This is a genomic window from Paraburkholderia sp. MM5496-R1 (genome assembly GCF_050436205.1).
Lineage (GTDB): Bacteria > Pseudomonadota > Gammaproteobacteria > Burkholderiales > Burkholderiaceae > Paraburkholderia > Paraburkholderia tuberum.
Map to the genome: position 1 here is coordinate 2,439,018 of NZ_JBNDLT010000003.1, position 22,651 is coordinate 2,461,668.

The following is a 22,651-nucleotide window of genomic DNA, read 5'->3' on the forward strand; positions in this document are numbered from 1 at the left end:
GCCGTACCGCTTATTTCAGTCCGTTGGACCAGTGCTGCACATTCTCCTGACGATCGAACACGAACACCTTCATCGCCATCTGTTGAACGGAATCGAGTTGATCCAGTTCTAGCCCATGCATGGACGGCTCGCCAGGCGTTTTGCCCTTCTGAACGTTGCGGATCACCGCCGTCGTCTCGATCTGTGAATCGTATTCGGCCGACTTCAGCCGGAACGCGATGCGCAGCCGCTCGCCGACTTCACCCAGTGTCCATGACGCACTCAACGACATGCCGAGCGCGCTGATGCCCTTGGCGAGTCCAAGGCCTTCGTAAGTGTCACCGCTCCCGCCGATGCCAAACCGCACGGGCAGGTGCGCATGGACGCGGATCGATTTGCGCTCACGGAGCCGGCGGACCATACCGGGCCTCGACAACACGGCATAGTCGAACGGCACGCGGCAGACCGCTTCGACCGTACAGACGAAACGGAACACGGCCTGACTCGCGATCGCGACGACCTCGACGTTCTCGCCGGGCGTGAGCGGCAGCGGTTGGCCCTGCTGCATCGGCGGCGTGACGAACAGCGCATGATTCGGCGCGAAACCGATGATGCCGCAAGGTTGCATCGGCGCGCCGCTGCCAAGTTGCGAACGCATGCCGATCAATGTGCCGATCTCGAGGTGCATGTCCTTCAGCGTCAACTCACCGGCGTGGTCAGGCTGGGCGGTTGGCGCCGGCGGTTGTTGTGCGCCGAGGTCGAACAGGTCGCCGCGTTGCGGGCGGAAGTGTTGAAACAGAAAGGCGCGCTCGTCGGTGGTCGCGAGCGTCGTCGCGCTTGCGAAGAGCAGCGTGCCGTCGGCATCGACGATCGGCCATGGGAGCGGCGTGCCTACCGGCACCGTATCAGGCTCGAGCATCGGGGATGCCGCGGCGGGCTGGGTGTCCTGGGTGTCCTCGACGTGTGCGTCGACGAGATTGTCCATAGTCGGCAGCTAATTTAAGTGGCGGGATGATCTGATTGACGGCGGGGAAGGGTAGAACTTTAATTTGGGGAGCGGTGGTGAGTTCAAGCCGTGCTCGGACTACTCTGTTTTGTCGGTATCAGGACTTCGGCGGGTTGAATCGGATGACTAACTATTTCCGCTGATTTTCGGTCTGGCCAGAGTTGACTCTTTTTTACGGCTGGCGGCAATGCGATGGAGATGGCAGTCTTTGCTCCCAAAAGAAATTCGCAGAAGGGTATTGACGTGTTGTCGACCGCTCTCCATAATCTCGCTTCTCTGCTGCAGACGCAGCGACGCAAACGAAGCGGTGCCGGGTAGTGGTGGTTCAGGCGCGGCGGGTTTGGCGGACCGATCTTTAAAAACTAACAGTCGATAAGTGTGGGCGCTTGATGCGGAATGCGGCGGCGGATTCTCCGGAGTCTGCTGTCAGGCAGAAGTATCAGAAGCCTCACACAGTATTAGAGGAAGGTTTGTCTGTCGAAAGACGGATCAATCATCGTCAGTACGTTGAGTGAGCGACCGGGTTCGAGAGAGCCCGAACACAGTAACAGGTTTGAACTGAAGAGTTTGATCCTGGCTCAGATTGAACGCTGGCGGCATGCCTTACACATGCAAGTCGAACGGCAGCACGGACTTCGGTCTGGTGGCGAGTGGCGAACGGGTGAGTAATACATCGGAACGTGTCCTGGAGTGGGGGATAGCCCGGCGAAAGCCGGATTAATACCGCATACGCTCGGGAGAGGAAAGCGGGGGATCTTTCGGGACCTCGCGCTCAAGGGGCGGCCGATGGCAGATTAGGTAGTTGGTGGGGTAAAGGCCTACCAAGCCGACGATCTGTAGCTGGTCTGAGAGGACGACCAGCCACACTGGGACTGAGACACGGCCCAGACTCCTACGGGAGGCAGCAGTGGGGAATTTTGGACAATGGGCGCAAGCCTGATCCAGCAATGCCGCGTGTGTGAAGAAGGCCTTCGGGTTGTAAAGCACTTTTGTCCGGAAAGAAAACCTTGTGGCTAATATCCGTGAGGGATGACGGTACCGGAAGAATAAGCACCGGCTAACTACGTGCCAGCAGCCGCGGTAATACGTAGGGTGCGAGCGTTAATCGGAATTACTGGGCGTAAAGCGTGCGCAGGCGGTGCTGTAAGACCGATGTGAAATCCCCGGGCTTAACCTGGGAACTGCATTGGTGACTGCAGCGCTGGAGTATGGCAGAGGGGGGTGGAATTCCACGTGTAGCAGTGAAATGCGTAGAGATGTGGAGGAACACCGATGGCGAAGGCAGCCCCCTGGGCCAATACTGACGCTCATGCACGAAAGCGTGGGGAGCAAACAGGATTAGATACCCTGGTAGTCCACGCCCTAAACGATGTCAACTGGTTGTCGGGCCTTCATTGGCTTGGTAACGTAGCTAACGCGTGAAGTTGACCGCCTGGGGAGTACGGTCGCAAGATTAAAACTCAAAGGAATTGACGGGGACCCGCACAAGCGGTGGATGATGTGGATTAATTCGATGCAACGCGAAAAACCTTACCTACCCTTGACATGTATGGAATCCTGCCGAGAGGCGGGAGTGCCCGAAAGGGAGCCATAACACAGGTGCTGCATGGCTGTCGTCAGCTCGTGTCGTGAGATGTTGGGTTAAGTCCCGCAACGAGCGCAACCCTTGTCCCTAGTTGCTACGCAAGAGCACTCCAGGGAGACTGCCGGTGACAAACCGGAGGAAGGTGGGGATGACGTCAAGTCCTCATGGCCCTTATGGGTAGGGCTTCACACGTCATACAATGGTCGGAACAGAGGGTTGCCAAGCCGCGAGGTGGAGCCAATCCCAGAAAACCGATCGTAGTCCGGATCGCACTCTGCAACTCGGGTGCGTGAAGCTGGAATCGCTAGTAATCGCGGATCAGCATGCCGCGGTGAATACGTTCCCGGGTCTTGTACACACCGCCCGTCACACCATGGGAGTGGGTTTTACCAGAAGTGGCTAGTCTAACCGCAAGGAGGACGGTCACCACGGTAGGATTCATGACTGGGGTGAAGTCGTAACAAGGTAGCCGTATCGGAAGGTGCGGCTGGATCACCTCCTTTCCAGAGCTGTGCATTCATTGCACTCAAGTGCTCACGCTTATCGGCTGTGGTTAGAAGCAACGCAGACAGGCTCAGGGGTCTGTAGCTCAGCCGGTTAGAGCACCGTCTTGATAAGGCGGGGGTCGATGGTTCGAATCCATCCAGACCCACCAGTGTCTTGTCTGGTGAGCTGAAGGGCTGGGGCCGCTGGAGTATCTGTGAGACTGGGGGATTAGCTCAGCTGGGAGAGCACCTGCTTTGCAAGCAGGGGGTCGTCGGTTCGATCCCGTCATCCTCCACCAATCCTCAATGCCAAGGGTTCAGCACGAAGTGATGCTGAGTACTTTGCATTGGCGATTGAGCCAGTCAGAGCGGTATGAGGCACAGGCTTCATACCGGCTGCCGTTCTTTAACAATCAGGAAGAAGTAGTAAAGAGATTCACGAAAGGCACCTGGAGATGGGTGCGGAGTAGGTGAATCAGGGTTGTGATTGTATCGATGTATTTTAAAGGTGATCGAAAGATTGCTTTGGAATACGGCGCAACACGAATACTCAACCTGTAGCGAGTGCGTCTATCCCCTGCGGGGATGGGACCCACGTAAGCGCTAAAGCGCTAGCGTGGGTCGACACAGAGACACACCCGTTATAGGGTCAAGCGAACAAGTGCATGTGGTGGATGCCTTGGCGATCACAGGCGATGAAGGACGCGGTAGCCTGCGAAAAGCTCCGGGGAGCTGGCAAACGAGCATTGATCCGGAGATGTCCGAATGGGGAAACCCACTCCTAATGGAGTATCCGTAGCTGAATCCATAGGCTGCGTGAGGCGAACGCGGTGAACTGAAACATCTAAGTAACCGCAGGAAAAGAAATCAACCGAGATTCCCAGAGTAGTGGCGAGCGAAATGGGATCAGCCGGTACACGTTATCTGTATTGTTAGTCGAACGCTCTGGAAAGTGCGGCCATAGCAGGTGATAGCCCTGTAGACGAAAACAGCATGGAAGAACTGGGTGTACGAGAAGTAGGGCGGGACACGTGAAATCCTGTCTGAAGATGGGGGGACCATCCTCCAAGGCTAAATACTCGTGATCGACCGATAGTGAACCAGTACCGTGAGGGAAAGGCGAAAAGAACCCCGGGAGGGGAGTGAAACAGATCCTGAAACCGCATGCATACAAACAGTCGGAGCCTCTGCGAAGGGGTGACGGCGTACCTTTTGTATAATGGGTCAGCGACTTACATTCAGTGGCGAGCTTAACCGATTAGGGCAGGCGTAGCGAAAGCGAGTCCGAACAGGGCGTCCAGTCGCTGGGTGTAGACCCGAAACCAGGTGATCTATCCATGGCCAGGTTGAAGGCACGGTAACACGTGCTGGAGGACCGAACCCACTAACGTTGAAAAGTTAGGGGATGAGCTGTGGATAGGGGTGAAAGGCTAAACAAACCTGGAAATAGCTGGTTCTCTCCGAAAACTATTTAGGTAGTGCCTCGTGTATCACCTTCGGGGGTAGAGCACTGTCATGGTTGTGGGGTCCATTGCGGATTACTACGCCATAGCAAACTCCGAATACCGAAGAGTGCAATCACGGGAGACAGACATCGGGTGCTAACGTCCGGTGTCAAGAGGGAAACAACCCAGACCGCCAGCTAAGGTCCCCAAATATGGCTAAGTGGGAAACGAAGTGGGAAGGCTAAAACAGTCAGGAGGTTGGCTTAGAAGCAGCCACCCTTTAAAGAAAGCGTAATAGCTCACTGATCGAGTCGTCCTGCGCGGAAGATGTAACGGGGCTAAGCCATATACCGAAGCTGCGGATGCACAGTAATGTGCATGGTAGGAGAGCGTTCCGTAAGCCTGCGAAGGTGCACTGGAAAGTGTGCTGGAGGTATCGGAAGTGCGAATGCTGACATGAGTAGCGATAAAGGGGGTGAAAGGCCCCCTCGCCGTAAGCCCAAGGTTTCCTACGCAACGTTCATCGGCGTAGGGTGAGTCGGCCCCTAAGGCGAGGCAGAAATGCGTAGCTGATGGGAAGCAGATTAATATTTCTGCACCATTGTGAAATGCGATGGGGGGACGGATCGCGGAAGGTTGTCCGGGTGTTGGAAGTCCCGGTCCTTGCATTGGAGAAGGCGCTTTGGCAAATCCGGGCGCAGAATTCAAGGGTGCGAGGCGAGCCACTTCGGTGGCGAAGCAACTGGAAGGGGTTCCAGGAAAAGCCTCTAAGCTTCAGTTTCACAGTGACCGTACCGCAAACCGACACAGGTGGGCGAGATGAGTATTCTAAGGCGCTTGAGAGAACTCGGGAGAAGGAACTCGGCAAATTGGTACCGTAACTTCGGGATAAGGTACGCCCTCATAGCCTGACTGGCCTGCGCCAGAAGGGTGAAAGGGTTGCAATAAACTGGTGGCTGCGACTGTTTAATAAAAACACAGCACTCTGCAAACACGAAAGTGGACGTATAGGGTGTGACGCCTGCCCGGTGCCGGAAGATTAAATGATGGGGTGCAAGCTCCTGATTGAAGTCCCGGTAAACGGCGGCCGTAACTATAACGGTCCTAAGGTAGCGAAATTCCTTGTCGGGTAAGTTCCGACCTGCACGAATGGCGTAACGATGGCCACACTGTCTCCTCCCGAGACTCAGCGAAGTTGAAGTGTTTGTGATGATGCAATCTCCCCGCGGCTAGACGGAAAGACCCCATGAACCTTTACTGCAGCTTTGCATTGGACTTTGAACCGGTCTGTGTAGGATAGGTGGGAGGCTATGAAGTTGGGACGCCAGTCTCAATGGAGCCGTCCTTGAAATACCACCCTGATCTGTTTGAGGTTCTAACCTTGGCCCGTGATCCGGGTCGGGGACAGTGCATGGTAGGCAGTTTGACTGGGGCGGTCTCCTCCCAAAGTGTAACGGAGGAGTACGAAGGTACGCTAGGTACGGTCGGAAATCGTGCTGATAGTGGCAATGGCATAAGCGTGCTTGACTGTGAGACTGACAAGTCGAACAGGTGCGAAAGCAGGTCATAGTGATCCGGTGGTTCTGTATGGAAGGGCCATCGCTCAACGGATAAAAGGTACTCTGGGGATAACAGGCTGATACCGCCCAAGAGTTCATATCGACGGCGGTGTTTGGCACCTCGATGTCGGCTCATCTCATCCTGGGGCTGTAGCCGGTCCCAAGGGTATGGCTGTTCGCCATTTAAAGAGGTACGTGAGCTGGGTTTAAAACGTCGTGAGACAGTTTGGTCCCTATCTGCCGTGGGCGCTGGATATTTGAAGGGGGCTGCTCCTAGTACGAGAGGACCGGAGTGGACGAACCTCTGGTGTACCGGTTGTCACGCCAGTGGCATCGCCGGGTAGCTATGTTCGGAAGAGATAACCGCTGAAAGCATCTAAGCGGGAAACTCGCCTTAAGATGAGATATCCCCGGGGCTTCGAGCCCCTTGAAGGGTCGTTCAAGACCAGGACGTTGATAGGTCAGGTGTGCACGTACAGTAATGTACTGAGCTAACTGATACTAATTGCCCGTAAGGCTTGATCCTATAACAGGTGTGTCTCGACCCGCGTGAGTGCTTCAGCACTTACGCGGGTCCGATCCCCGAAGGGGATTTGTGTGACCTCCCGCGGGAGCTCACAGAAACGCACGGTTGGGATTCAGTGTTGTGCCAGAAACAACACAACCCCCACACACTCGAATCCTTTACGCTTCTTCCCGATTGGCTGTGGCGCAACCGGTTGACTCCAGCCCTGCGACGCAGCAACCCGTCATGCCTGATGACCATAGCGAGTCGGTCCCACCCCTTCCCATCCCGAACAGGACCGTGAAACGACTCCACGCCGATGATAGTGCGGATTGCCCGTGTGAAAGTAGGTAATCGTCAGGCTCCCCTCCAGTCAGAAACCCCACCCGCCGCGGTGGGGTTTTTGCGTTTACGCGGCCGACTTTGCGCGCTTCACTACTTTCCGATCCGCAACGCATCCGCGTAACCCGTCAGTTCCAGATAGGCTCGCCCTACATCCGCATTCTGTTGACTCACCCGTACCGCGCCTTCCCAATACACGGCACCGGTCGACTGTCGTGAGTCGAGTTCCTGATCGTCCATCAGCGGATCGAGTTGCCATGTCAGCGTTCCCGCTCTAACCGTCATCGAGACCGGATACGAAGTATTCGTGTGCGGCGAGCGCCACATGCGACGCGGCGTGAAGTCGACTTCACCGGGGTCGAAATTCGTTGCCTGACCATCGGGTCTGCGAAGCGTCGCGTGGGCCCATATTGCATGTCCGTCGCGGCTACGGATCTTGAATGCCATTAGCGCCGAGCCGTCCGTCAAATTGGCGCCGAGCCAATCCCATCCGACCGCATTGGCGTCGAGCAACGTGCTCGACCACTCGTGATCGAGCCATGCGGTCCCCGTCACTGCTGCATCGCGCGTCGTGTCGTTTCCACCTCCGGCTGGGCGCACCACAGTGCCCGTCACGCGGAGTTGCGGTTCGCTGTAGTAATAGCTCGCCTGTTCGGGCCGCGGTCCTTTGCGCGAGTAACCGCGCTCGCCCTGAATCAGCGGAGGCTGCGTTGGCGCGAGTTGGAGGTGTAGCGAGAATCCGCTTGCATCGGCGGTGACGTCGTAGTGGCCGTCCGCGGCGCGAATCATTTTCCAGGCGTCGAGTTTGACGTCGGTGTTGGCGGTCTTCGCGTAGGCGAGCCCGAGACCCTGCCGAGCGATGCGTTGATCGTGAACGAGGTGTCCGATGGCCGGATCGCTCAGCGCAGCGTGCGCGATGATCAGTTGCGACGGGGCGAAATCGCTTGGATCGGCGGCATCGTGACCAGTCGCCGTACGAAAGAACGTGATCTGGAATCCGAGCGGTCGGTTGTCGGGCGTCGTGAGCCAGCCTGTCGCGTACCACCATTCGGTGCGGAAAGCCGGATGAGCACCGCTGTCCCGCGGAAACGAGATCGGATGGTCTGGCGTGACTGCCGCGAAGGCGACCGGGGCGGAACCAGTGGAGTCGCTACTAGCGGCGAAAGAGGGCGACACAGCGGCAATGCCAATCCAAAGTAGCCCTCGGAAAAAAAGCTGAAGGCGCCGCGGAGGTGACCCGCCGTGTCGGCGCGCGATGCACGTCGCGTAGCCATCAAGCGCAGAGCAAACCTCGCGAATGGCCACGCTATCCCAGATCAACCGCATTTTCCACGCACGCCGCGCAACTGGCATCACCAGTCCTCCTTCACCGCGCGCACTGCATCCACCGACACCGCACCGCGTCCCGCGACCACCGCCGTCGTACACGACAGCACCAGCATTACCAAGGCGACTGTGCCCAGCACGAACCACGGTACATGCAGCGACATGCTCCAGTGAAACGACTGTGGATTGACGACGAACACGAGAATCAGGCTGATCGCGAAACCAAGCGCGAAACCGAGCGCAATGCCGCATGCGGTGAGCAGACCGCCCTCCGAAGCGAGGATCGCGAGAATCTGCGCGCGCGTCACGCCGACGTGGCGCAACATCCCGAACTCACGGGCGCGCGCGAGCGTCTGCGCGGAAAACGTCGCTGCGACGCCGAACAATCCGATCACGATCGCCACCGCCTCGAGCAGATACGTGACCGCGAAACTGCGATCGAAGATCACCAGCGTGCGCGCACGGATCTCGCCCGGTTGCGACACCTCGAGCGAAGCGCCGAACGGCAGCGCCTTCAAACTTGCGACGACGCGTTCGACACTCACGCCCGGCTCGACGGTCACGGCGACATCGGTTGCGGTGGAGTCGCCGGTCAGCCGCCGATAATCGGCAAGCCGTATCTGGATCGCGCCGCTCTGTCGCGCGTAGTCGCGCCAGACGCCGGCTACGACGAACGTCTGGCCATGCTCGCCGAGCGACAACCGCACACGTTGACCTAACTCATACCCATACAGGTCGATCATTGCTTCGGAGACCCAAATAGGTATGTCGCCGGCGCGAAGCGCGGACGGCGGCAGCACCGCGCCGGTCATCTGCAGAGTCGCGCCCGGATCGGTCGCGTCGATTTCGCGGGCGAGCAGCGCGACGTCCGGGCGCGCGGGATCGAGCGTCAGATGTGTGATGCGCGCGAACGCGGCGTTGCCGATGCCGGGCACCGTCGCGATGCGTGTCTGTTCGTCGGGCCGCAAGCCGCCACTGTCGCCGCTATTGCCACCCGACGCTACGCGCACGTACAGATCGGCGGACAGCAGATGCGTGATCCAGTCGTCGACAGACACGCGGAAGCTGGCCACCATGATCGCCATCGCGACGATCAGCGCGAAGCTCGACAGCACGCCGCCCATCGCGATCGACGCCTGCCCCGGCGCATTCGCGAGACGCGCAATCGCGAGCGTGCCCGTCGCGCCCGCGCGGCGTCGCGTGCCGCGCGCGCGGCCTGCCGCGCCGAATATCAGCGCGGTCACGCGCGGCATCAGCGCAATGCCGCCGACGAGCAGCAACGCGACCGCCAGATAACCGGCGATCGGCGCATCGAACCACGGCGGCACGCGCGTCAGCGCGGCGGCCGCCAGCAAACAGCCGAACGCCGGCCACGGCGTGGCGAGCCGCGCCAATGCGCTTTCCTCGGCACCGGCCTTGAGTGCCGGGGCAGGCCGTGCGCGCGCCGCGTCGATAGCGGGCGCTACGCTGCCCAACACCGACACCGCGACCCCAAGCGCGAGAAACACCGCGCTCGCGAGCGGCTCGAAACCGACTCGCGGTTGCACGCCCGGAAAATAGCCGCCGCCGAGATCGCTGCCGAAGAAGCGCAGCGCACCGCTGGCCATCGCGTAGCCGAGCGCAAGTCCACACAACGAGCCGAGCAACCCGAGCAGCGCGCCTTCAAGCAGGATCTGCCGCAATAGCTGAGCTCGCGTGAGCCCGAGCACGCGCAGCATCGCGAATTGCGATCGGCGTCGCACGACACCGAGTGCCTGAGTCGAAAACACGAGGAACGCGCCCGTGAACAGCGCGACCAGCGCGAGCACGTTCATGTTGATCCGGTAAGCACGCGACAGGCGATCGGTGCGGCTCTCAGTGTCGCGCGTCTCGGCGACTACCCATGTGCTGCCGAGCTGCTGTTGCAGATCGCGTTTGAAGCGTTGCCGATCGACGCCGCGTGCGAGTTGCACGTCAACGCGCGTCAGCTTGCCCACCTTGCCGAATCGCCATTGCGCGGCGGCGATGTCCATCACCGCGAGCCGTTGACCCGGCCGCGTGCGCACGAGCCCGCCCGCGACGCGCAGATGCAGATCCGACGTACCGATGCGTAGCGTGACGTCGTCGCCGGTCTTGACGTTCAGCCATTGCTGCGCGGCCGTCGACAGAAATATCGCATCGGAGGCGAGCGTGTCGAACGGGCGATCAGGCGAGGGCACGCCGATCAGATCGGGCGTGATCGACCTCGCCTTGAAGACGTCGATGCCGAGAACGGGCAGTGCACCGGTGCGGCCCGGCACCCCGACGTCGAGCGCGAGCACGGGACTCGCCAGCACCACGCCCGGTTCGTTGGCGAGTCGCGGATAGAGGGACTCGTCGACGAAGGGCTGCGCGCCGCGCACCTGCAGATCCGCTTCGCCTGACAGACTGCGCGCGGCCGCCGAGAATTCGTTGAAGGCGGCGCTGTTGATCAATTGCACCGCGTAGCCGAGCGCGACGCCTAGCGCGATCGTCGCGATGGCGACGAGTGCGCGTCCGCGATGACTGCGCCATTCCGCGACCATCAGCCAGCGCGCGAGAACACGATATCCCGGCGCGCGCGGCAGTGGACGAAGGTCAACGGCCATGGTGGGTCGAGCGGGCCGCGGCGTGCGCGACGTTCGCGGCCTTATCGCGCGCGCCATGCAAGTCGCCGTCGCTCAGGATCAACACGCGGTCGGCCACGGCGGCCGCGGCCTCGGAATGCGTGACCATGATCGTCGCCGCGCCGGTCGCCTTGCATTGCGCGCGGAACAGGCCGAGCACGTCGCGCGCGGTGGCAGGGTCGAGGTTGCCGGTCGGTTCGTCGGCGAGAAGCAGCGTCGGACGATGCACGAGTGCGCGTGCAATGGCTACACGCTGCAATTCGCCGCCGGAGAGATCGCGCGGAAAGTCGTCGCCGCGTCCGCCGAGGCCGACCGCCGCGAGCATGTCGAGCGCGGCGGCCGTCGGTAGATCATTGAGCAGCAGTGGCAGCGCGACGTTCTGCGCGAGCGTCAGATGCGGCAGCACGTGAAACGCCTGGAACACGAAGCCGAGCTTCTGGCGCCGCAGTCGCGTCGCGGCGTTGTCGTCGAGTTGTTCGACCGGGCGTCCGTCGATTAGCACGCTGCCGCTATCGGCGCGGTCGAGCCCGGCGATCAGGTTGAGCAATGTCGACTTGCCGACGCCCGAATCGCCCATGATCGCGACGAACTCGCCCGCAGCGAGTGTGAAGTCGAGCTGCGCGAGCACGATGCGGCCGGTGCCGTACCGCCTTGCTCAGGCCGCGGCATTCGAGTGCGGGTACGACGTCGTCACGAAGCGCCATGCGAGGAGGTCCGGAAAAGGAGTCGGGCGAGGGGAGCCCGTTGCGCGAATTGAGTGTGCCTCGCCGCGCGAGTTTCTGCAGCAGTTACCATGGCGCGGCGCTGGTCTGTGTAAGGAAAACGGAAGATTCGTGCGCCTGGAGTGGAACATTTTCAGCGCACCTTGATCGAGGCGCGCGGCACCGCTAGCGACCTCCTCGCCGGTCGGCTCAGACCGCTCGCACAAAAATTTTTTTATCGCCGACGAGGCAAATTTTTGTTTGGTTGCCGCTCGTCCGCGGCCGTCAAAAAGCACTCGACAGCACGATCCGTTCCAGTCGAACCAGCCCCATAAACAGCGAATGCCTAACAGCGGCCAACCTCCGGCTAATTGCCAGCTTTTGCTGCCAAACTGCCAAGGCCTAACGACGCCTTTGTAACAATGTGCAAGCGCACATTTCGATCCATTTTGCAAGCGCCCACGTTGCAACAATGTATTGTGGCGCGGATTTCGCGGCTGTTGCGATGCAAAATTATTCTTATCTTGGTAATCTCCCACCCTTGGTCAGTCGGCTGCGGGTAAACGTGTAGCGGGAATCCCCGCCACGCGTCAATTTCAGCGAACTACAACTTACATTTCCATTTCAATGTCTGCTTGTTTCAGGGGGCGTTGACGCGGCGTTTTGTACTTCAAGTTTTGACAGAGCACATGCCATTGCCTCTCCTAAGTCTTCTCATCTGGATCCCCATCGTCGCCGGGTTCGTGGTTCTGCGCGCCGGGTCGGACGCGGCGCGTAATCGCACACGCTGGCTCGCGCTGATCGGCGCGGTGGCGGGTTTCTTGCCGGTGATCCCGCTCGTGGCGAGTTTCCGTAACGACGTGACCTCGATGCAGTTCGTCGAGAACGTCCGCTGGTCGCCGACGTTCGATATCGCATGGCATGTGGGAATCGACGGGATTTCGCTGTGGCTCGTCGCGCTGACCGCGCTGACGACGATCATCATCGTGATCGCATCGTGGGAGTCGATCACGCAGCGCACCGCGCAGTACTTCGGCGCGTTCCTGATGCTGTCGGGCTTCATGCAGGGTGTGTTCACGTCCCTCGACGGCATGATGTTCTTCATTGCGTTCGAGGCGACGCTGATCCCGCTGTATCTGCTGATCGGCACCTACGGTCACAAGAACCGCACGTACGCGGCGGTGAAGTTCTTCTTCGTGTCGTTCCTCGGCTCGCTGATGATGCTGATGTCGCTGCTCTATCTGTATAGCCTGACGCATAGCTTCGACCTCGCCGTGTGGCGCGAAGCGCACCTCGACATGGTGCCGCAGGCGCTGATCTTCCTCGGCTTCCTTGCCGCGTTCGGCGTGAAGGTGCCGATGTGGCCGCTGCACACGTGGCTGCCCGACGTGCACCTCGATGGCCCGACGGGCGCCGCGGTGATGATCGGCATGCTGAAGATCGGCGGTTACGGTCTGCTGCGTTTCGCGCTGCCGATCGCGCCGCAAGCGAGCCATTTCTTCGCGCCGATGATGATCACGCTGTCGCTCGTCGCGGTGATCTATTCGAGCCTGCTCGCACTCGTGCAGACCGACATGCGCCGCCTGCTCGCGTATTCGACGGTCGCGCATATGGGCCTCGTCACGCTCGGTCTGTTCGTTTTCAACCGCTTCGGCCAGTCCGGCGCAATCGTGCAGATGATCTCGTACGGCGTGGTGTCCGGCGCGATGCTGTTGTGCACCGGCATGCTCTACGACCGCACGAAATCCGCGTCGATCGCCGAATACGGCGGCGTCGCCAACACGATGCCGCGCTTTGCGGCTTTCGTAATGCTGTTCTCGATGGCCAACATCGGTCTGCCGGGCACGTCGGGTTTCGTCGGCGAATTCATGGTGCTGATGGGCGCGATCCGCTTCAACTTCTGGATCGGTGCGATCGCCGCGACCACCCTGATTCTGAGCGCGGCCTACACGCTGTGGATGTACAAGCGCGTGATCTTCGGTGCGATCGCCAACGCGCGCGTCGCAAAGCTGAAGGACCTCGGCAAGCGCGAGTTCGCGCTGCTCGGTGCATTGGCGCTGCTGGTGCTCGCGATCGGTCTCGACCCGAAGCCGTTCACCGATGCGATCGACCCGTCGGTCGGCACGCTGCTCGCGCAATCGGAACGCTCGGCGCTGCCTTCGGACTCCGTGCCGACGGAGGGCGGCGAGCGTCTGCAGGCAGCGGCGCCCGGACCGGTTCCCGTCGCCACGCAGACTCCGGGTTAAAAGAACAGAGCGCAAGAGTCGGTGTCGCACCCGCGCGTCAGGATGCGGCGACGCTCTTGCGCTTTTGCGCGTCGTTATCAATCCCTTTGTGAATGCATGCGTGTTGCAGTACGTCGAAAACCGCTGCGCGTCCAGCGATTTTTAGCGCTTGTTTCAGGGGACTTTTGCGATGCGTCAGCTTTTCGATGCTTCGTTTCGAAGCGTCGCAAACGACGCTGGTGAATAGGGTGCGCGGGGAAATGCGGCAACGTGTCGCACTGCGTCGCGACGCAATAGTTCGTTGCTAAATCGAGTGTTTATTAGCATCCGATGCCCCCCTATTATGCGAGCGCTTATTAATGGAGAGCCGTCGAATGACGTTCGTTGAAGCCAAAAAAACGAGGCAGTGGATATGAAAGGACGGACGCTAGGAAGGCCGGCAAGTTTCATTTCCGCCAGTCTCATGTTGCTGCTTTCGGGTTGCAGCAACCTCGATATTCTGAATCCGAAGGGCAGTGTGGGACTCGCGGAGCGTGATCTGATCGCGACTTCGACGTGGGCCATGCTGATCGTCGTGGTGCCCGTCATTGCGTTGACTCTGTTTTTCGCGTGGCGTTATCGCGCGTCGAACCGGAACGCCGAGTACCGTCCGGGTTGGACGCATAGCACCGCAATCGAAGTCGCTGTCTGGACGATTCCGACGCTGATCATTCTGTTCCTCGCCGTGTTGACCTGGAAGAGCACGCATGAGCTCGATCCGTATCGTCCGCTCGAGTCGCAGGTCAAGCCGATCAACGTCGAAGTCGTCGCACTCGACTGGAAGTGGCTGTTCATTTATCCGGACCTCGGCATCGCATCGGTGAACCAGCTCGCGATCCCGGTCGGCACGCCGGTGAACTTCCGGATCACGTCGGACACGGTGATGAACTCGTTCTTCATCCCGCAGCTGGGCGGCCAGATCTACGCCATGGCGGGAATGCAGACGCGCCTGCATCTGATCGCGGATCACGCCGGCGACTACGCGGGCCTCGCGGCAAACTTCAGCGGCAAGGGCTTCTCGGACATGAAGTTCCGCACGCTCGCGACGTCGCCTGAAGACTTCAACGCGTGGGTTGCGAAGGTGCGCGCTTCGTCGGACCGCCTCGACATGGACCGCTATCACGCGGTGTCGGAGCCGAGCGAAAAGGACCCGGTGCGGTACTTCTCGACCGTCGATCCGAAGCTCTTCAACAACATCATTGCCCGCTACAACAACGGCAACGTCATCGACAACTTGAAGGACGCCAACTGTGCGCCGAAGGGGTAACGCATGTTCGGAAAACTAACGCTCGATGCGATTCCGTATCACGAGCCCATCATCGTTACGGCGGGCGGCGGCATGGTGCTCGCCGCGCTGGCCGTGCTCGGCGGACTCACGTATTTCGGCAAATGGCGCTACCTGTGGAGCGAATGGCTGACGTCCGTCGATCATAAGAAGATCGGCGTCATGTACATCGTCGTTGCGTTCATCATGCTGCTGCGCGGCTTCGCCGACGCGATCATGATGCGTATGCAGTTGGCGCTGTCGTATTTGAGCCCGGGCTTTTTGCCACCGCATCACTACGACCAGGTCTTCACCGCGCACGGCGTCATCATGATCTTCTTCATGGCGATGGCGTTCATGATTGGTTTGATGAACATCGTCGTGCCGCTGCAGATCGGCGCGCGCGACGTCGCGTTCCCGTTCATCAACTCGCTGAGCTTCTGGATGACGGCAGTCAGCGCGATCCTGATCAACATCTCGCTGGTGATCGGTGAATTCGCACAGACGGGCTGGCTCGCTTATCCGCCGTTGTCGGAATTGCAGTTCAGCCCTGGCGTAGGCGTCGACTATTACCTGTGGAGCCTGCAGATCTCTGGTATCGGCACGTTGCTGACCGGTGTGAACTTCTTCGTGACGATCGTGAAGATGCGCGCTCCGGGCATGTCGTGGATGAAGATGCCGGTGTTCACGTGGACCGCGCTGTGCACGAACGTGCTGATCATGGCGTCGTTCCCGATTCTGACCGTCACGCTCGCGCTGCTCGGTCTGGACCGATACCTCGGCATGCACTTCTTCACAAACGATGCCGGCGGCAACGCGATGCTGTACCTGAACCTGATCTGGGCCTGGGGTCACCCCGAGGTGTACATCCTGATCCTGCCGGCGTTCGGTATCTTCTCGGAAGTCGTCGCGACCTTTGCGAAGAAGCCGTTGTTCGGCTACAAGACGATGGTGTGGGCGACGTGCGCGATCATGGTGCTGTCGTTCCTCGTGTGGCTGCACCACTTCTTCACGATGGGTTCGGGCGCCGACGTCAATGCGTTCTTCGGTATCGCGACCATGGTGATTGCGATCCCGACCGGCGTCAAAGTGTTCAACTGGCTGTTCACGATCTACAAGGGTCGTCTGCAATTCACGACGCCGATTCTGTGGACCCTCGGCTTCATGGTGACCTTCACGATCGGCGGTATGACCGGCGTGATGATGGCGATTCCGGGCGCGGACTTCGTGCTGCACAACAGCCTCTTCCTGATCGCTCACTTCCATAACGTGATTATCGGTGGCGTGCTGTTCGGCTATTTGGCCGGCTTCAACTACTGGTTCCCGAAGGCGTTCGGCTTCAAGTTGAACGAGAAGATCGGCAAGGCCGCGTTCTGGTTCTGGCAGGTTGGCTTCTGGGTTGCGTTCACGCCGCTGTACGTGCTCGGCTTCATGGGCATGACGCGTCGTCTGAACCACTACGACAACCCGGCATGGCATCCGTGGCTGATCGCCGCCGCGTTTGGCGCGGTGCTGATCGCAATCGGTATCGCTTGCCAACTGCTGCAACTGGTCGTCAGCATCCGCGATCGCAACCTGCCGGAAAACCGCGACCTCACGGGCGATCCGTGGGACGGTCATACGCTGGAATGGGCGACGAGTTCGCCGCCGCCGGCTTATAACTTCGCGCATATCCCGGACGTTCGCTCGCTCGACGCGTTCACCGAAATGAAGTCGCGCAAGGGCGGCGTGAAAGTGCCGGTGTATCGCGACATTCACATGCCGTCGAATACGTCCGCGGGTCTGTTGGTGGGTCTGTTCTCGCTGGTGCTCGGTTTTGCCGGTGTGTGGCACATCTGGTGGCTTGCGATCGTTGGCGCGGTCGGCGCGATCGCCACCGTGATCATCTACAGCTTCATGGACAACGACGGCTATTACATTCCTGCCGACACTGTCGCGCTGATTGAAGAGAATCGCAACGGCGGTGCTGGTGCCGTGGTCGGTGTCGGCGCAAGCGCCGGCAAGCAGGTCGCGCTGGAGGTGGACTGATGTTACAGAAGACAATTGCAGTTGAGCCGCAACTCGCGCCGGACCATGTGCCGTCGCACTCGGTGTTCGGTTTCTGGCTGTACCTGATGACCGACTGCATCATCTTCGCGGCGCTGTTCGCGGTGTTCGCGGTGATGAGCCACCAGTTCGCGGGCGGTCCGAGCGGCAAGGACCTGTTCGAGATTCCGGGCGTCGCACTTGAAACGACGATGCTGCTGCTCTCGAGTATCACGTACGGCTTCGCGATGCTCGGCGCGCACAAGAACCGCAAGGGCGTGCTGCTCGGCTGGCTCGGCGTGACGTTCCTGCTGGGCCTCGCGTTCCTCGTGCTGGAAATGCGCGAGTTCTCGCACCTGATCGCCGAAGGCGCGGGTCCGAGCCGCAGCGCGTTTCTGTCGTCGTTCTTCACGCTGGTCGGCACGCACGGTCTGCACGTGACGTTCGGCCTGATCTGGATGGTCGTGCTGGCGCTGCAGGTGATGCGTCATCGCGACCTGACCGAACGCGACATGATCCGTCTGACGTGCCTGAGCCTTTTCTGGCACTTCCTCGACGTCGTGTGGATCGGCGTTTTCACCTTTGTCTATCTTGCGAGCGTGATCTAAATGGACCATAGTCATAGCGCCCATGGCGCACACTCGGAAGGCGGTCACGGCAGCTTCGGCAGCTATACGGCGGGCTTCGTGCTCTCCGTCGTTCTGACCGTCGCGGCCTTCGCGATCGTGATGACCGGCACGTTGACGGGCCAGAGTGCGTTACTCGCAATCGCGGGTCTCGCGTTCGTGCAGATCCTCGTGCATCTGGTGTTCTTCCTGCATATGAACACGTCGTCGTCGCAGCGCTGGAACGTGACGGCGTTTGCGTTCACCGTGCTGACCGCTGTTATCGTGGTTGGCGGGACGTTGTGGGTGTTGCATAACGTCAGCATGAATATGATGTCGCGCTAAGCGGATAACGCTTTAGCGTCAAAAGAGAAGCCCCGTAAGAATGAAAGTTCTTGCGGGGCTTTTGTCATGTACGCCTGGAATCGGCGCATTCCTGCTGGTGCAGGTCTCGCCATACGCTGGTCACGGCGGACGACGCGAAGCGCAACCGCAGGAGGGTGACCGAGTGACGAGACCCGACGTGGAGCGTGAATCGCGAGACGATGAGCAAAAACCGTATGGAAGGCGAGGTCCACCTTTCGCTTCCAACTCGTGGTATCTCCGGAGGGCGGGGTACCCATTGCGACCGCATGCCGACTCGACCGTCAGAAAAGACATGATCGATCTGATCCGCGACCTTGGCGCGGCATGATTCGGGTGTCGGCACAGCCTGGTCAAATCACATACGTCCACGGGCTATCGGCGCGGGAGGCATGACGGCAGTTGGCACGCGATAGCATCGGAATACCGCATAACCCGGAAACTCAACGTGCAGTTAAGATGAAGCCAATTCAATTTGAAACATTGGCAGGTTGGAACAAGGAGGATATTCCAATGACGTCTCTACTTGACTGGTTCGCGGCGGCAAGGTGGCGCATGTCCCTGTCTCACTGTCTGGAAGGGTTGCTGGTGCAGATACCGGTTGGGCTACTGTTCGACTTCCGAATTGGAGCCCTTGCCGTAATCGTCTGGTATTGGTCGCGCAAAAAACTCGAGTGTGAACTCGAAACCTTGGATAAGGAAGAATTGCTTGCTTTCGAGTCGCACGCTTACACCTGGGCGATTGGCTGGCTCCCATGGCACTGGGACGCCTACAAAGTACTAGATCTGTTGCTGCCGGCGCTGTCCGCGATGCTGATCGCCATGGCCATGCATGGTTACAGAGGACCTGTTTCGCTGTTTTAGGTGCGGGTCCTATATGTATCGTTGAGAAAGAAATTCGTGCCGAAAGAAGAAGCTATTGCGGTGTACTGGACGTCGGGCGAGGGTACCTGCCATAAGCCATTGAAACAAGCGGTGACGCTGTCCTGCGCGTGCCGAAAGCGGGACGGCTTTGAGTGTGCATGTCGATTCGTGCGCACATGCAACTGTGGGCACCCAACGAAAGCCGCCACGCCGGCGTGTCTCGATCGCATTCCTGTAGCTCTTCTCTGCGTGAAGTGCATTTGATCGCGACCTCGTCTTGCCATGTCTTGACGCGCCCGCGCAGAACAAAACCAACGACAACTGGGGCTAACGCTGTAGTTTAATTGTATTCGTGCCTGCGCCTCCAGGGGCCAACTCGCCGATGGAGTCCACGCGGGAAACTCAGTCGAGGTCAAGCGCGAACATCGGCACGGGCACCTCCCAATTACTCCGGCGTCAATAGGCACTGGATGATCATCAAGATAACGCACGTGGGATCAAATACGCAGATCGTCGCTCCACGAGTGGAAACCGGCCTCGAGGTAAGCCGAATCGATCGCGCTGGCGCAAACGATCGACGTCCTCTGCAAACAGTGCGAGAGACGCGATCAACCATCGAGAGTGCGGCGAGCGTGGCGGACGTCTATCGTATGGATGGCGAACGAACGAATCGGATCGAAACAGGTGTTGCGCTTCAGATTTGAGGCCGCGAACCTATTTTAACAATTGTCCCAATTGACCTATTTTCGCTTCATTTGAGCATGACCAAACGTTTGCGGTGCTGGCTTGTTTTATGGAAATTCAGGTGCCATGTTGAAAAATAAACTTTGCACTTTGCGAACTACTGCATTGATCTTCAGTGGAAAAGCCTGCCAATGGCTACCGGCAAAGCTGGACAGTTGAAGATGCAGATATTTGCGACGCAGGCAAGAAGAAATTTTTTACCGCTCACGCGAGGGCGGCGATCGATTGGGATCGTAACAACTGGAAATTTCCGTCTGTTGTGAAGACGCGACTCTTACAGAAATATTCGTCAACTGTAATGGTACGAAAGAATTTTCCTGCGCTAATATTCTGCCGGCGCTTACAAGCTTGCCATTTCGTCTCTTTCAGTACGTCTCTTCGCTCGGCACTATCCGTGTTGCGCTGGATTGAATGTTCTCGTGTCGTCGCTAGAGGACGGTGAAAGGATCGGCGCGGCAAGAGCGGACGTTCCGACTTCAAAGTTTTGATTGGCTCAAATCGACGTTAGCGGAAACAGTGGTTGTCCGGCCTCGCATGTCTTCAATGAAGGTCTGCGCGTTTTAGTCCATGCGACCACTGCAAAGAAGCAAATAAATCCATTCACAGACCGTGGCAAAACAATATTGCTTGAGATCGGGGGGAGAGTGAGAACGAGTGTGCCGTGTGTAGTCGTTATCACTGGCGGTAGTGCCGGACTCGGGCGTGCGCTGGCCTTAAGCTATTGCGCGCCCGGTATCACGCTAGGGTTAATCGGAAGAAACGCTGAACGTCTCGAGTACGTTGCCGAGGCGTGTCGCGCGCGCGGCGCCGAGGTCGTGGTTGGCAGCGTGGACGTCCGTGATGCAGCGGCGCTTCAGGCGTGGATCTTCGATTTCGACTCGCGACATCCAATCGACTTGCTGATTGCCAATGCCGGCGTTGCCAGCACACTCCGCTCACCTGACGACTGGGAAGGCGTTAGTCGGACTGCCGAAGTCGTCGATACCAATCTCTACGGTGCTTTGCACGCAGTGCTGCCTTCCATCGAGCGCATGCGGAATCGGCGGCGCGGCCAGATCGCGATTGTCAGTTCGCTCGCCGGATTGAGGGGGATGGCAATCTCGCCGGCCTATTGCGTGAGCAAGGCCGCGCTCGTGGCGTACTGCGATTCCGTGCGTCCGGTTCTCGCACGCGACCATATTGGAATTTCAGTCGTGATGCCCGGCTTCGTGCGAACTGGGATGAGCGACGTTTTTCCTGGCAACAAGCCCTTCATATGGAGCGCCGAAAAGGCCGCCTTGTTTATCAAGAAGCGCCTGACTCGGCGCCGCGTGGAAATCGCTTTTCCTTTCAGTTTGACGCTCGGCCTCAAGTTACTACGCCTGTTGCCAGCGGCTGTCGGTGACGCAATCCTGGGTCTCCTGTTTCAGATCCCTCGTCGGAATATGTGAAGTGCCGCACGGTATTATGATCGCGGCCGCCATGGTCGCATGCTCCTTCGCCGTTGAAGCGATCTCTGTCACAAGATCGTCGCTCCGTAGGCCGCCTGTCGCGCTGATGCTGCATCTGGCGGCGCTCGCTGCCGTGACGGCAGGTTGCATCGCACTGACGGGGCGGCCGTTATTTTCGATGGGCGTCGCGTTCGTGTTGATTGGCTTGCTCGCGGTCGTCGGCAACGCCAAATACGCCTCGCTGCGCGAACCGCTGGTCTTCAGCGACCTGAGCCTTTTCAGCCAGGTCTTCTCGCATCCGCGCCTTTATTTGCCGTTTCTTGGTTTTGGCAAGCTCATCATCGTGCTCGTCGGAATAGGAGCAGCGGCGGGGGCGTTCATTGCCGAACGTCCCGTGGCGCTGAGGCAAAGATGGGCTGAGGCCGTCGTCGCATTGATTTGTCTACCAGTGTGCATCGCGCTTTCTCGTCGCTTGCCGCTCACGCTGCAACCCTTTTCGGACCAGCGCCGATTCGGTTTTTTCTCGGCGTCCGCTGCCTATTTGATCAACGGATTGAGCAGTGCGCAACGGCGCGCGTTCACTCGCGCCGAAGGTAACAGCCCGTTTTCGGTCGGGCGCCCAGACGTTCATCCGGACGTCATCGTCATTCAAAGCGAGTCGTATTTCGACGCCCGCCGGCTCGGCGAATGCGTGTCTGGCGAGCCCTATGCGCACTTCGATCGCGCAAAACGCGAGTCGTTCGAGCAAGGCGAATTGTCCGTGCCGGCCTGGGGCGCGAATACGATGCGCAGCGAATTCGCCATGCTCACTGGCCTGACCTCGGTCGAACTTGGATACGCGCGCTTTTATCCGTATATGTTCGTGCGCCGGGCGTGCGCGTCGCTGGCGGGTTATTTCCGGCGCGGAGGATATCGCACGGTGGCCCTGCATCCGTACCACGCGAACTTCTTTGGCCGTCGACGGGCATTCGCGCACATGCACTTCGACCGCTTTCTGGACATTGAGCATTTCGAAAGTGCGTCTCGTGTGGGGCCATACGTTGGGGATCTTGCGGTAGCGGACAAGCTCATCGCCCTCCTGCAGGCCAATGATGACAAACCGCTGTTTGCGTTTGCGATCACGATGGAAAATCACGGCCCTTTGCATCTGGAGACGGTTTCCCCTGGGGAGTCCTCATCGCGGCACACGCTCGGAGACGACGCACGCTGGCTCGACCTGACCGCGTACCTTCGGCATGTGGAAAACGCGGACGCGATGATCGGCAGGTTGACCGACTATCTGCGCGGGCGTAATCGGCCGACGGTCCTGTGTTTTTATGGCGATCACGTTCCTGCTATGTCTTCCGTGTTCGATGCGCTCGAAACGGAACCGACGAACAGTGATTACTTTATTTGGCGCAATTTCGGAAGCGACATCGGCAAGCGCCGAGATGTTGGTGTCGAGACTCTCGGTTCCACGATACAGCGCGCGATGATGCCTGCCGATGGTGGCGACACCGACTCGCGAAACGAATTGCAGCAGATGCCGGCATGAT

Annotated in this window: 11 protein-coding genes, 2 tRNA genes, 3 rRNA genes and 1 pseudogene; 13 read left to right on the forward strand and 4 right to left on the reverse strand. The window is 59.3% G+C overall.

Annotated features, from left to right (window positions below; translation table 11 throughout):
• Positions 1 to 10: 10 nt before the first annotated feature.
• Positions 11 to 964, reverse strand: a complete 954-nt coding sequence (locus OKW38_RS37390) for a flagellar brake protein (protein ID WP_429365391.1) — start codon at positions 962 to 964, stop codon at positions 11 to 13.
• Positions 965 to 1,540: 576 nt separating this feature from the next.
• Here OKW38_RS37390 and OKW38_RS37395 point away from each other — a divergent pair.
• The 5 genes from OKW38_RS37395 to rrf all read left to right on the forward strand — a co-directional run bounded on the left by OKW38_RS37395 (position 1,541) and on the right by rrf (position 6,927).
• Positions 1,541 to 3,073: ribosomal RNA gene (locus tag OKW38_RS37395) — 16S ribosomal RNA — on the forward strand.
• Positions 3,074 to 3,148: 75 nt separating this feature from the next.
• A tRNA-Ile gene (locus OKW38_RS37400) sits at positions 3,149 to 3,225 on the forward strand.
• Between the two features lie 53 nt (positions 3,226 to 3,278).
• Positions 3,279 to 3,354: transfer RNA gene (locus OKW38_RS37405), tRNA-Ala, on the forward strand.
• A gap of 348 nt (positions 3,355 to 3,702) precedes the next feature.
• A 23S ribosomal RNA gene (locus tag OKW38_RS37410) occupies positions 3,703 to 6,585 on the forward strand.
• 228 nt (positions 6,586 to 6,813) lie between these two features.
• Positions 6,814 to 6,927, forward strand: a 5S ribosomal RNA gene (rrf, locus tag OKW38_RS37415).
• Together the 16S, 23S and 5S rRNA genes with 2 tRNA genes alongside form the textbook arrangement of a ribosomal RNA operon.
• Positions 6,928 to 6,999: 72 nt before the next feature.
• Here the strand turns inward: rrf and OKW38_RS37420 are convergent.
• The 3 genes and pseudogenes from OKW38_RS37420 to OKW38_RS37430 form a co-directional block, all read right to left on the reverse strand.
• The gene (locus OKW38_RS37420; protein ID WP_429334605.1) at positions 7,000 to 8,232 is read right to left on the reverse strand and encodes a lipocalin-like domain-containing protein; all 1,233 of its coding nucleotides are present in this window, start codon (positions 8,230 to 8,232) and stop codon (positions 7,000 to 7,002) included.
• Positions 8,233 to 8,258: 26 nt separating this feature from the next.
• The gene (locus OKW38_RS37425; protein ID WP_090805907.1) at positions 8,259 to 10,838 is read right to left on the reverse strand and encodes an FtsX-like permease family protein; all 2,580 of its coding nucleotides are present in this window, start codon (positions 10,836 to 10,838) and stop codon (positions 8,259 to 8,261) included.
• A pseudogene (locus tag OKW38_RS37430) lies at positions 10,828 to 11,560 on the reverse strand (ABC transporter ATP-binding protein). Before OKW38_RS37430 ends, OKW38_RS37425 begins: the two are co-directional and overlap by 11 nt.
• Before the next feature lie 686 nt (positions 11,561 to 12,246).
• Between OKW38_RS37430 and OKW38_RS37435 the strand changes: the two are divergent.
• The 8 genes from OKW38_RS37435 (at position 12,247) to OKW38_RS37470 (ending at position 22,650) form a co-directional block, all read left to right on the forward strand.
• Positions 12,247 to 13,803, forward strand: a complete 1,557-nt coding sequence (locus OKW38_RS37435; protein ID WP_429333948.1) for an NADH-quinone oxidoreductase subunit M — start codon at positions 12,247 to 12,249, stop codon at positions 13,801 to 13,803.
• 391 nt (positions 13,804 to 14,194) lie between these two features.
• A complete protein-coding gene (cyoA, locus tag OKW38_RS37440) occupies positions 14,195 to 15,088 on the forward strand; it encodes a ubiquinol oxidase subunit II (RefSeq protein WP_187629045.1) in 894 nt (297 codons plus the stop codon).
• Positions 15,089 to 15,091: 3 nt separating this feature from the next.
• Positions 15,092 to 17,113 (forward strand): cytochrome o ubiquinol oxidase subunit I, encoded by a 2,022-nt coding sequence (gene cyoB, locus OKW38_RS37445; protein WP_429365392.1) that lies wholly within the window; start codon positions 15,092 to 15,094, stop codon positions 17,111 to 17,113.
• Positions 17,113 to 17,718: a cytochrome o ubiquinol oxidase subunit III gene (gene cyoC, locus OKW38_RS37450; RefSeq protein ID WP_018425052.1), complete on the forward strand. Its 606-nt coding sequence runs from the start codon at positions 17,113 to 17,115 to the stop codon at positions 17,716 to 17,718. Before cyoB ends, cyoC begins: the two co-directional genes overlap by 1 nt.
• The gene (gene cyoD / locus OKW38_RS37455) at positions 17,719 to 18,060 is read left to right on the forward strand and encodes a cytochrome o ubiquinol oxidase subunit IV (protein ID WP_187616793.1); all 342 of its coding nucleotides are present in this window, start codon (positions 17,719 to 17,721) and stop codon (positions 18,058 to 18,060) included.
• Positions 18,061 to 18,537: 477 nt separating this feature from the next.
• Positions 18,538 to 18,942, forward strand: a complete 405-nt coding sequence (locus OKW38_RS37460; protein ID WP_143037189.1) for a hypothetical protein — start codon at positions 18,538 to 18,540, stop codon at positions 18,940 to 18,942.
• A 1,388-nt stretch (positions 18,943 to 20,330) separates the two neighbouring features.
• Positions 20,331 to 21,116, forward strand: a complete 786-nt coding sequence (locus OKW38_RS37465; RefSeq protein ID WP_429334604.1) for an SDR family NAD(P)-dependent oxidoreductase — start codon at positions 20,331 to 20,333, stop codon at positions 21,114 to 21,116.
• A 1-nt stretch (position 21,117) separates the two neighbouring features.
• Complete coding sequence (locus OKW38_RS37470; RefSeq protein ID WP_429365393.1) at positions 21,118 to 22,650, forward strand: LTA synthase family protein; 1,533 nt, start codon at positions 21,118 to 21,120, stop codon at positions 22,648 to 22,650.
• The last annotated feature ends 1 nt before the right edge of the window (position 22,651 follow it).